Annotated in this window: 9 protein-coding genes and 1 riboswitch; of the genes, 2 read left to right on the top strand and 7 right to left on the bottom strand. The window is 67.0% G+C overall.

What is annotated here, in order from left to right; all coding sequences use genetic code 11:
* Nucleotides 1–2 precede the first annotated feature (2 nt).
* Genes ACSR1C_RS04610 through ACSR1C_RS04590 form a run of 5 tightly spaced genes read right to left on the bottom strand, consistent with a single transcriptional unit; the run spans nt 3 to nt 6,492 of the window.
* Complete coding sequence (locus ACSR1C_RS04610) at nt 3–632, bottom strand: precorrin-8X methylmutase (RefSeq protein ID WP_460258167.1); 630 nt, start codon at nt 630–632, stop codon at nt 3–5.
* Nucleotides 633–1,835 (bottom strand): precorrin-3B synthase, encoded by a 1,203-nt coding sequence (locus ACSR1C_RS04605; RefSeq protein WP_460258166.1) that lies wholly within the window; start codon nt 1,833–1,835, stop codon nt 633–635. It lies immediately after the preceding gene.
* Nucleotides 1,832–5,077 (bottom strand): cobaltochelatase subunit CobN, encoded by a 3,246-nt coding sequence (cobN, locus tag ACSR1C_RS04600; protein WP_460258165.1) that lies wholly within the window; start codon nt 5,075–5,077, stop codon nt 1,832–1,834. The genes ACSR1C_RS04605 and cobN overlap by 4 nt, the downstream gene beginning before the upstream one ends.
* 6 nt (nt 5,078–5,083) lie before the next feature.
* A complete protein-coding gene (gene cobW, locus ACSR1C_RS04595) occupies nt 5,084–6,118 on the bottom strand; it encodes a cobalamin biosynthesis protein CobW (RefSeq protein WP_460258164.1) in 1,035 nt (344 codons plus the stop codon).
* A gap of 5 nt (nt 6,119–6,123) precedes the next feature.
* Entirely contained in the window at nt 6,124–6,492 is a 369-nt protein-coding gene (locus ACSR1C_RS04590; protein WP_460258163.1) for a DUF1636 family protein, read from the bottom strand.
* A gap of 103 nt (nt 6,493–6,595) precedes the next feature.
* Nucleotides 6,596–6,820, bottom strand: a riboswitch (cobalamin riboswitch).
* Between the two features lie 40 nt (nt 6,821–6,860).
* Here ACSR1C_RS04590 and cobO point away from each other — a divergent pair.
* Nucleotides 6,861–7,481, top strand: coding sequence for a cob(I)yrinic acid a,c-diamide adenosyltransferase (gene cobO, locus ACSR1C_RS04585; RefSeq protein ID WP_460258162.1), 621 nt, complete (start codon nt 6,861–6,863; stop codon nt 7,479–7,481).
* 279 nt (nt 7,482–7,760) lie between these two features.
* Nucleotides 7,761–9,206, top strand: a complete 1,446-nt coding sequence (locus tag ACSR1C_RS04580) for a cobyric acid synthase (RefSeq protein WP_460258161.1) — start codon at nt 7,761–7,763, stop codon at nt 9,204–9,206.
* An 88-nt stretch (nt 9,207–9,294) separates the two neighbouring features.
* Here the strand turns inward: ACSR1C_RS04580 and cbiB are convergent, their stop codons facing one another.
* Complete coding sequence (gene cbiB / locus ACSR1C_RS04575; RefSeq protein ID WP_460258160.1) at nt 9,295–10,236, bottom strand: adenosylcobinamide-phosphate synthase CbiB; 942 nt, start codon at nt 10,234–10,236, stop codon at nt 9,295–9,297.
* Between the two features lie 85 nt (nt 10,237–10,321).
* Complete coding sequence (locus ACSR1C_RS04570; protein WP_460258159.1) at nt 10,322–10,900, bottom strand: histidine phosphatase family protein; 579 nt, start codon at nt 10,898–10,900, stop codon at nt 10,322–10,324.
* Nucleotides 10,901–10,935: the final 35 nt, after the last annotated feature.

Here is a 10,935-nt window from a genome sequence, read left to right as displayed (position 1 = left end):
GGTCATTCCTTCCGACTGGCCAAAGCGTTGACAACGGCCACGGTGATGGCCGAGCCGCCCAGCCGGCCCTTGACGATCAGCGCGGGCACAGGCGGGGCCAGCATCAGCGCATCCTTGGATTCTGCGGCGCCGACGAAACCCACCGGGCAGCCGATGATCGCCGCCGGGCGTGGGCAGGCGGGATCCTCCAGCATGTTCAGCAGGTGAAACAGCGCCGTGGGCGCGTTGCCGATGGCCACCAGCGCGCCCTCCAGATGCGGGCGCCACAGTTCCAGCGCGGCGGCCGACCGGGTGTTGCCCATCTCGCGCGCCATTTCGGGAACGCGTGGGTCCTGCAGGGTGCAGATGACCCTGTTTTCGGCGGGCAGGCGCGACCGGGTGATCCCTTCGGAGACCATGCGCGCATCACACAGGATCGGGGCGCCCTCGGCCAGTGCCTCGCGGGCTGTCCCGGCCATGCCGGGCGAAAACCGCACGTCGCGTTCCAGCCCCACCAGACCGGCGGCATGGATCATCCGTACCACCACCGGTTCCTCCTCGGCAGCGAACCGCGCCAGATCGGCCTCGGCGCGAATGGTGGCAAAGCTTTCGGCGTAGATTTTGGTGCCGTCGGTTTCATAGCTGTGGGGCATTCAGGGACTTTCGGTCAGCAGGTCGGGGGTCTGGGTCAGTTGCGCCGCAGTCAGGCCGCAACCGCCTGGGCCATCGCTGGCCCGGCCATCGCGGATCAGGTCGAAGCAGTCAGGCGCCGTGGCGGTCAGCGTGATGTCTGCAGGGCCAGAATGGGCACAGCCCTTGCCGCAGCCCGAAACATGCAGCACCCTGCCCGTCGGCACATGCCGCGCCAGCACCCTGGCCAGCTCGCGGGTTGCAGACAGCGCCTGGGGGCATCCCGGCGCGCCGGTGCAGGCAAAGACCCGCATCTGCGGATCGCCGGGTGCAGTGACGAGTTCCTCGGCCACCTCGATCTGCGTAATATCGACGGGATGCGGCAGGTAGAGCATGCGAAAGGGCGTGACAAACACGCCCGCCGGCGCGCGATCGGCCAGCCAACCCAGCCGGTGCGCGGGCAATTGACCAAAGCCCGCCCCGACGCAAACGCCGCACGCATAAGCGCCGGGATGCGCCGGAGAGGCGGGAGAATTGGGCAGCAGGTCACCGGAAAGATCCTGCGGCAGCCGCGCCCCGTTCGCCAGATGGTGCCGCATCCGTCCGCGCCCGTCCGCGCCGATCCCGCCAGACTCCGCGAACCAGCGGGCGAGTTTCAGCGCCAGCGCGACAGCCTCGCCCTCATCCGCAACCTTGCGGCCCATCGCGGCCCCATCGGTACGCACGATCAGATGGCCTGCGGCACCTTCGATGCGAATGTCGCCGCTGACAGCCGCAAGATGGCGAAGCCGCATATCCACATCGACGACGAAGCCGAATTTGCCCGGCAAGGCGGGCATGACCGGGCTGGCGAGGCCGCGCGCCAACCCTTGGGCGATGGCCTCGTGATCACGCGCCCGATCATCGCCGGCCCTGAAGCGGAACGGGTTCAGCACGATGTTGCGGCGGGCCTCGGCCTCGGCCCTGTCATCCAGCAGGTCCAGCGCGCGCAAATCGGACCAAAGAGCGGGCAAAGCGGTCTCGGCCACGCCCCGGATTTGCAGGTTGGCACGGGTCGTCATCTCGATCACACCGCGTCCATATGCCTGCGCCACGGCCCCGAGACCATGGGCCTGTGCTGAACGGAGCCGTCCCATGGGCGGGCGCACCCGAACGACAAGCCCGTCACCTGAGGCCATCGGGCGCAATGCCCCGGGACACCATCCGCGGATCAGGGGATCGCTCATCCGTGATCCTCCATGTCGGCGGTGATCGAATTGCGCAAGCTGGTCCAAAGCCCGGCTGCGCGCAGAGCGGAGAATTGATCGCGCAGGGCGTCCAAAGCCTCCGGGTTGGCCGCCTGCATGAAGGCCACCAGATCGTCGCGCCCCAGCGTGGCCTCGAAATAAAGGTCAAAGAGATGCGGAGGGACAACGCCCGCCAGATGTGCGAAAGCGGCCATATGATCGAGCGTCGCCGCGATTTCCGCCGCGCCGCGAAAACCGTGGGACATCATACCGTTGGCCCAGTCGGGGTTGGCGGCGCGGGCGCGGACCGTGCGGGCGATCTCCTCGGCCAGGCCGCGGGCGCGCGGGGCGTCGGGCCGGGTGGCATCGAGATGATAAAGCGCGGGGGCCCCGGCCCCCAGCCGCGCCATGGCGGCGGCAAAACCAGCCTCATGTGCGGCATAGTCCGAGGCCACCAAAAGGTCCGTTTCCGGCAGATCCTGCAAATGCACGAAACTGTCAGCGTCGTTCAGGCGCGCCTCCAGCGCTTCGCGGGCCGGAGCAATCCGGCCTTGTGCATCGATCGCATGCGACGAAGCGGCCAGCCAGGCCTCCCCCGCCGCCTGCCGGGCGGCGTCGGAATAGTCGCCTAGATACCGGGTCATGTTCAGCCCGTATTGGCCCGGCTCGGGGCCGAACACGCGCGGGGTGCGGTCGCGATAGGGGTTGTCGGCCCTGGCTTCCTCCCGCTCGGCCAAGGCTATGGCGGCGGCCTCGAACATCTGGGCAAGACCCGGAAAGACATCGCGAAACAGGCCGGAGACCCGCAAGGTCACGTCGATGCGGGGCCGGTTCAGCAGGGTCAGCGGCACCACCTCGAACCCCGACACGCGGTCCGAGCCTTCGTCCCATGTCGGCGCCAGCCCGGCCAGATGCAGGGCCATGGCGAATTCCTCGCCCGCCGTGCGCATGGTGGCCGACCCCCACAGATCAATCACCAGCCCGCGCGGCCAGTCGCCATGATCCTGCAGGTGGCGGCGCAGCAGTTCCTCGGCCAGTTTCACGCCCTGGGCATGGGCCGCACACGACGGCACGGCGCGCGGATCTGTGGTGAACAGGTTGCGGCCCGTGGGCAGAACGTCCGATCGGCCGCGAAAAGGCGAACCCGAGGGTCCGGCCGCCACGAACCGCCCCGACAGCGCCGCCATCAAGCCTGCGCGTTCGGCGTCACCACAGGCGCCGGTGCCGAAAACATGCAAGCCTTCGGAGAACTGGCTTTCCTTGATGTCACAGACGAAACGGTCGATGCGGGTGATTGCCTCGGCCGCCGACGCCCCGACCGGAATGCCCAGATCGGCCTCGACGCCCCGACCCTGCGCCTCGGCGCGAATATCGGCGATCAGCCGGTCGCGGCGCGCGGGGTCCAAGCCATCGGCGGTGGCATATTCATCCAGCAGATGTTCCAGCCGGGTCAGCCCCTTGGGCAGCGTGGTCTGCGCCAGGGGCGGTGGCAAATGGCCAAGGGTCACCGCGCCGATCCGGCGCTTGGCCTGTGCCGCCTCGCCCGGGTCATTGACGATAAAAGGATAGATCACCGGCAGAGGGCCGATCAACGCCTCGGGCCAGCACTCGTCCGACAGCGCCACGGCCTTGCCCGGCAGCCATTCCAGCGTGCCATGCGCGCCAATATGAATCAGCGCATCGCTCTGTGCGCGCAGCCAGAGGTAAAAGGCGACATAGGAATGGCGCGGGGTGCGGCTGAGGTCGTGATAGTCGTCGCGGCGGCCGGTGACATCGCCGCGTTCGGGTTGCAGGGCGATCAGCGCCTTGCCCGCGCGCAGGGCCGCGAAACGCAGCGCCCCATCCTGCACCAGAGGATCGTCGCCGGGCGCCCCCCAGGTGTCCCGCAGCGCGTCGCGCAGCTTTTGCGAAAGAGCGCCGAGGGCCCGTTCATAGGCGGCCACCGGCCAGCTTATCGTCTGTGTGCTCAGCGCTGTGCCAAGCCCGGTTTGCGGCGCGACATCATAGCCGTTCCGCGCCAGGCTCTGCAGAATTGTCTCGCAGGAGGCCAGAGCATCGAGCCCCACCGCATGGGCCAGTTGATGCCCTTTGCCGGGATAGGTCGACAGGACCAGTGTGAGCCGCTTGTCCGCCGGATCAAGGGCCTGCAAACGATGCCAGGCGGCGACCCGATCGGCGATGGCCGCCACACGCCCCGCATCGGCGCAATGCGTGACGCGGGTATATTGCAGATCGGGGTCACGGCACGCGGGGGATTTGAAACTGGCGACGCCGGCGAGAATGCGCCCGTCCACCTCAGGCAGGACCACATGCATCGCCAGATCGGCGGGCGACAGCCCGCGCTCTGCCCGCGCCCAATCCTTGCGCTGCGCGGTGGAAAGCGCGACCTGAAAAACCGGGCAGCCAGCCGCATCGAACGGCGACGGTGCCCCGTTTGCGCCCTGCGCGGAAAACGCGGTGGCATTGACGATGGTGGCGGGCCGCAGCCTGACGATCCGCTGGCGCAGCCAATCGGCAAAGGCGGCGGGTTTGAGGCTGGGGGCAAAGACCCCAACCGCATCGAAACCGCGCGTCTGAAGCGCGTCGATCAACGCATCGACCGGGCCGGTATCGGCAGAGGTCAGGTACGACCGATAGAAGGTAATCAATGCGATTGGTCGCGCACCGGGAACCGGCTCGGGGGCCACGCCGATGCCGGGCCGATAGAACCCGACCTCGGGGACTGTCTTGGCCCCGGCCACCGGCCCCGCGTAAAGCCCCGCCGCCAGCGCCATCTGCGCCAGTGCGGCCTGCGCCGCAACGGCGCCCCCCTGATCGCAGAGCACCTGCAAGCGGCGCAGCGTGCTGACCGGCAGGGTCGACAGCGCGGCCAGCCGCGCATCGGGATGCCCGTCGGCGGGCAGGACGGCCAGCGCAATGCCCCGCCTGCGGGCCAGATCCTGCAGCGTGGCCAGCCCGTAGGACCAATAGCTTTCCCCGCCGATCAGCCGCACCAGAACGCCCTTGGCGCCCGCAAGGGTCTGCTCGGCATAGACATCGACCGACAGCGGGTGTTTCAACGCCGCGAGATTGGCCAGCCGCAGGGTCGGCAATACGCCCCCTGCCCGGTGCCAGCCTGCCGCGAAGGCGCCAAGGTCGCTGTCGGAAAACGACAACACCACAAGATCAGAGGGCGCCTGCCCCAGATCCTGCGGGATATCGGTTTCCCCTAGCCCATGACTTTCGCGAAAGACGACATGCATGCCGGATCAGCCCCCAAGCACGGAGCGGATGGCGGCCTCGTCGATGTGATCATGCTCGGCGATCACCACCAGTTGCGACAGGCGGGGCGCCTCGCCCCAGGGCCGATCATATTGCGCGCGCACCCGCGCCCCCACGGCTTGAACCAACAGTCGCATCGGTTTGTCCGCCACCGCGACATAGCCCTTCACACGCAGGATATTCTGCTCATTCGCCAGCCGTTCGATGGCCGCCATCAGCGCCGCCGGATCGGCAATCTCGGCCAGCGTGATCACCAGGCTTTCGAAATCATCGTGTTCGTGATCGTCATCAGCGTCATGATGGCTGGGACGGGCCGCCAGATCATCCTCGGCGGCCGCGTTCAGCCCCAACAGCACAAGCGGGTCGATCACGCCTTCGATCACCGGCAGGATCGGCCGCGGGCGATGCGCCTCGGCTGCGATCATGCCGCGGGCCCTGGCGACGCCGTCCTCCCCTGCCAGATCGGCCTTGGACAACAGCACGATGTCGGCGCAGGCGATCTGGTCCTCGAACACCTCCGACAGGGGGGTGTCGTGATCGAGGGACTCGTCCGCCGCGCGTTGGGCCTGAACGGCGGTCGGGTCCGGGGCGAACTGGCCCTTGGCCACGGCCTCGGCATCGGCCAGGGCGATCACCCCGTCCACGGTGATGCGCGAACGGATCGCCGGCCAGTCGAAGGCCTTGAGCAGCGGTTTCGGCAGTGCCAGCCCCGAGGTTTCGATCAAAATATGGTCGGGCGTCTCGGGCAGCGCCATCAGCGCCTCCAGGGTCGGGATGAAATCATCGGCCACGGTGCAGCAGATACAGCCATTGGCCAGTTCGACGATGTTTTCGGCCGGGCAGGATTGGTCCGCGCAGGATTTCAGGATATCGCCATCCACCCCGGCAGTGCCGAATTCGTTGACAAGAACCGCCAGCCGTTTGCCCTGCGGATTGGCCATCAGGTGGCGGATAAGCGTGGTCTTGCCCGCCCCCAGAAAACCGGTAATCACGGTGACGGGAATTTTCGACAGATTGGACATGAGGCTTACTCCTGCGGGGGGATGCGGGCGATGGATTGCTTGCGAAACACCTCGGGGCGCGCGCGCCAGGGCACGAGGCCGTCATCGGTCGCCGAATAGGCCGCGATGCCGGCCAGGATGTCACCGAGGTGCTGTTCGGGATCGAGATCGCCATACACATAGCTCCAGCGCCGCGCCCCGCCGCTGAGCACGATCGCACAGCCCCGCGAACAGGCCGACAGGCATTCGACCGGGCGCAGGGAGACCCCCTCGGGCAAGCCATGGGTGGCGAGGGCATCGAGCAACCGGGCGCCTGGGCGCGGCTCTTCGGTGCCGGGGTCCCCGCCGGCCACCCGGCGGCATGTGGTGCAAACGGTAAGTACTACTTCGGCCATGCAGCCCGTCCCTGTGGTTCGGCTGCAGGGGGGATCGGGCCAACAGAGAACGCCACAGCACAGGCATCTTCCGAAGCCGGCCGCGACACACCCCGTTCGCCCGTTGCAATACGTCGTGTTGGCAGGTCTCCCGGCTTGCGGATGTCGGGGCCTGGGGCCCCGGCGGTCTGCCCACCTTCCCGGCCCATGCAGGGCCAGTGGTCGGGCGACCTCTCCGGTCACGGTCGCGGGGGCGGCTGCGCTTCGGCCCTTGACCGGGGACGGTCACGGAGCTTATCGCATTCCCTCTTCGCCTGTCCTGGGACAGGAACCAACGAGGACCCCTCTGCGGCAAAACCACTTGCCTTGTCAAGCGAAGGAAACGTGCCATGACCGACACCCCGCCCAGCGACGAAGCCCGCCATGCGGTTAAAATGGCTAAGAAAAAAGCCGCCCGCGACCGGATGATGGAAAAGAAGGACGGCGAAAAGGGGGTGATCATCGTCCACACCGGACCCGGCAAGGGAAAATCTTCGTCCGGCTTCGGGATGATTCTGCGCTGTATCGCGCATGAGATGCCCTGCGCCGTGGTGCAGTTCATCAAAGGCGCCTGGGATACCGGTGAGCGGCGGTTGATCGAAGGCCGGTTTTCCGATCTGTGTCAGTTCCACGCCATGGGCGAGGGGTTCACCTGGGAAACCCAGGACAAGGCGCGTGACATCGCGATGGCCCGCAAAGGGTGGGAAAAGGCCAAGGACCTGATCCGCGATCCCGGGATCAGGATGGTCCTGCTGGACGAGATCAACATCGCCCTGCGCTATGACTATCTGGACATCGCCGAAGTCGTGGCGTTTCTGGAAACCGAAAAACCGCCGATGACCCATGTGGTTCTGACCGGGCGCAACGCCAAGGAAGAGCTGATCGGGATCGCCGATCTGGTGACCGAGATGACCCTGGTCAAGCACCCGTTCCGGTCCGGGATCAAGGCGCAGCCGGGCGTCGAGTTCTGATCCGGGCCAAGGGGGCGCCGCCCCCCGCGGCCGATGGCCGCTCCCCCCGAGGTATTTGGACCAAGATGAGGGAAAGATTTTGTTAAGGATGGGTCTGCATACTGGACATGCGGTACAGGGAGAGGTCCCGATGACCGCCCAAGGTGAAGGAAGCACCGCGTCCCGCCTGCTCAGGCGGCTCGGGACGCGGTGCGGCACACTTGCCCATTTCATCTTGGCGAAAAATACCTCCGCCGGAGGCTCCTGCGGGTTGCGTCGGGAACAAGGCGGGGGGGCGGAATGACCGCGTTGATGATCCAGGGGGCGGGATCGAACGTCGGCAAGTCGTTGCTGGTGGCCGGGTTGTGCCGGGCGGCGCGGCGGCGCGGGCTGCGGGTGGCGCCGTTCAAGCCGCAGAACATGTCGAACAATGCCGCCGTGACCGCCGACGGCGGCGAGATCGGGCGGGCGCAGGCCTTGCAGGCGCGGGCCAGCGGGCTGGAGCCGGTGAGCGACATGAACCCTGTTCTACTGAAGCCCGAAACCGATGTGGGCGCGCAGGTGATCGTGCAGGGACGGCTTTTGACCACAACGCGGGCGCGTGATTACTGCTCGTTGAAGCCACAACTGCTGGCACGGGTTCTGGAGAGTTTCCAGCGGCTGCGCGCGGACAACGATCTGATGATCGTCGAAGGTGCGGGCAGCCCGGCCGAGGTTAACCTGCGGGCGGGCGATATTGCCAATATGGGGTTTGCCCGTGCGGCGGATGTGCCCGTGGTTCTGGCCGGAGATATCGACCGTGGTGGGGTGATCGCGCAGATCATCGGCACCCAGGCGGTTCTGGACCCCGGTGACAACGCCATGATCGCGGGATTTCTGATCAATAAGTTCCGGGGCGATGTCTCGTTGTTTGACGATGGCTATGCGCTGATCGCGGCGCGCACCGGCTGGCCCGGATTCGGGGTGCTTCCATTCTTTCCCGACGCGGTCAAACTGCCCGCCGAAGATGCGCTGGACCTGCCGCGCCGGGCGCGCGGGCGGGGTCTGCGCGTGGTCTGTCTGGCACTGTCGCGGATCGCCAATTTCGATGACCTCGATCCGCTGGCGCAGGAACCCGAGGTCGATCTGACCCTGGTCGGGCCGGGCGAGGCAATTCCGGGCGATGCCGATCTGGTGATCCTGCCTGGCACGAAGTCCACGCGCGGCGATCTGGCCTTTCTGCGGACGCAGGGCTGGGATGTGGATCTTGCCGCCCACGTCCGCCGGGGGGGCCATGTTCTGGGCATCTGCGGTGGCTATCAGATATTGGGAGAGATCATCCGCGATCCGTCGGGGATCGAAGGCGCGGCGGGCGAGACAGCCGGCTTGGGCCTGCTGAGGATCGCAACCGAGATGACCCCCGACAAGCGGCTGACCCGGGTCCGCGCAACCCATGCAGCCACCGGTGCGTCACTGCAGGGTTACGAGATCCACATCGGTCGCAGCGAGGGTCCGGATCGCGCCCGACCGTTCGCCCATGTCGATGGCGTACCCGAGGGGGCGCTCTCGTCCGATGGGCGGATCATGGGCAGCTATCTGCACGGCATGTTTGCCGAGGACGAATTCCGCCGCGCCTTTCTGGCTGGCTTTGGCGTCACCACAAGCGGGCAAAGCTACGGTGCGGTGATCGAGCAGACACTCGACGCATTGGCCGACCATATGGAACGGCATCTGGATGTGACCGGGCTGCTGGCGCTGGCCCGCTAGGACAGGACCCGTTCGCGCGGGTCGAAAGGTTGCGCCGGGCGGTGGCGCCGTCGATATTGCCACCGTGCTCGCGCATGAACCGCTTCCGTCAGAGAAGCGCCAACAGCCCGAGGCACAGGGCCAGCGCAACCATTGCCCGCAGATAAAGCCACAACCCGCGACGCAGGTCATCCGGGGCGGGATCGGACGCCGTGCCATTGACCCAGGGTTCCTGCATAACCTGATCGCCATAGGTGCGCGGGCCCGACAGGCGCAGCTTCAGCGCACCGGCCAGGGCTGCCTCGGGCCAGCCGGCATTGGGCGAGCGATGATGGCGCGCGTCGCGGATCATACAGGCCAGCGCCGCAAATGGGTGCCGTGCGACAAGCGCAAACAGCAGCCCGGTCAATCGCGCCGGAATCAGATTGACCAAATCGTCAAGGCGCGCGGCCGTCTTTCCGAAATGTTCATGGCGGGCATTGCGATGGCCGATCATGGAATCCAGCGTGTTGATCGCCTTATAGGCCGCGATTCCGGGCAGCCCCAGCAACACACCCCAAAAGAGCGGCGCCACGATGCCATCGCTGGTGTTCTCGGCCAGACTTTCCAAAGCGGCGCGGGCGATCCCAGCCTGGTCCAGACGCTCCGGGTCGCGGCCCACGATCATCGACACGGCACGCCGCGCGCCGGGCAGATCGCCGGCCTGCAAAGGGCGTGCCACCGCCGCGACATGGGCATACATCGCGCGCGCCGCCACCAGTGGCCAGGCCAGAAACCCCACCAGAACGGCGCCACCCCATCCAGCCGGCAAAAGGGCACACAGACCCCGTGCCGCGCCATAGGCCATGGCGACCACAAAAACGGTTGTTCCGGCTCCCGCCAGCAATCGCTGCCAATCTGGGGCCGTTCCCCGGTTCAGCCGCCGGTCCATCGCGGCGATCAAACGGCCCAGCCATGTCACCGGATGGCCGATGCGCGTGAAAAGCCCGTCGGGCCAGCCGATCAGCGCATCCAGCCCCAGTGCAATCAGCATCGCGAGGGGCCCGCTCATCCCGCGTTCCCGGTTCTGAGCCGTACAATCTGGCACTGCCCTGCCGTATGCAGCACCGCACCGAAATGGGTAGAGACCGTGGTTGTCAGCGGGCCGGCGCGTGGCATTCGTTGACTCCTCGAATAACGAAATTGCCGCCGGGCAGACAGGCGATACGGGTCACCGACAGCGGCGCGATCTCAAAGGCCAAGGCGCCGGGAACCGTCCCCAACGCCAGCGACAGCGCCGCGCGAATCGTACCGGCATGGGCGACAATTGTGGTCGGGCCACCCTGCGCCAGATCACTTAGCGCGTGTCCGGCACGGGCGCAAAGATCGGCAAAACTCTCGCCATCCGGCGGGCAATGCACGGCAAGTTCCTCTCGCGACAGCAGGCCAAGATCGGGCATCTCGGCATAGGCAATCCCCTCCCACGCGCCAAGGTCTTGCTCCCACAAGGCCGGGCATGGACTCGCGGCCTGTCCGGGCCAAAGGGTGGCAACCGTCTGCACGCAACGCAGTGCCGGGCTGTGAACGATACGGGCGGGCGCGGGAAGACGCAGACGAAGCGCTTCGAAGGCCGCCGTGTCACTGCAATCGGCGGGCCGGTCGCGGCGCCCGTAGACACGGCCATCGGGCACAACCGGCGCATGCCGGATCATCGTCAATTCTGTCGCTTGCGCCATCTGCATCGCCCGATTGCCCCTTTCGCAGGCCGCCC

The organism is Actibacterium sp. D185-2 (genome assembly GCF_054954595.1).
Note: the sequence above shows the minus strand (reverse complement) of the source record. Positions and strands in the feature narration are given on the sequence as shown.

What these genes read in the sequence shown, in the direction of transcription:
- ACSR1C_RS04605 (WP_460258166.1), bottom strand. Translation starts at nt 1,835, where the DNA reads ATGAGCGATCCCCTGATCCGCGGATGGTGTCCCGGGGCATTGCGCCCG.
- cobW (WP_460258164.1), bottom strand. Translation starts at nt 6,118, where the DNA reads ATGTCCAATCTGTCGAAAATTCCCGTCACCGTGATTACCGGTTTTCTG.
- cobO (WP_460258162.1), top strand. Translation starts at nt 6,861, where the DNA reads ATGACCGACACCCCGCCCAGCGACGAAGCCCGCCATGCGGTTAAAATG.
- ACSR1C_RS04570 (WP_460258159.1), bottom strand. Translation starts at nt 10,900, where the DNA reads ATGGCGCAAGCGACAGAATTGACGATGATCCGGCATGCGCCGGTTGTG.
- cbiB (WP_460258160.1), bottom strand. Translation starts at nt 10,236, where the DNA reads ATGAGCGGGCCCCTCGCGATGCTGATTGCACTGGGGCTGGATGCGCTG.
- ACSR1C_RS04610 (WP_460258167.1), bottom strand. Translation starts at nt 632, where the DNA reads ATGCCCCACAGCTATGAAACCGACGGCACCAAAATCTACGCCGAAAGC.
- cobN (WP_460258165.1), bottom strand. Translation starts at nt 5,077, where the DNA reads ATGCATGTCGTCTTTCGCGAAAGTCATGGGCTAGGGGAAACCGATATC.
- ACSR1C_RS04580 (WP_460258161.1), top strand. Translation starts at nt 7,761, where the DNA reads ATGACCGCGTTGATGATCCAGGGGGCGGGATCGAACGTCGGCAAGTCG.
- ACSR1C_RS04590 (WP_460258163.1), bottom strand. Translation starts at nt 6,492, where the DNA reads ATGGCCGAAGTAGTACTTACCGTTTGCACCACATGCCGCCGGGTGGCC.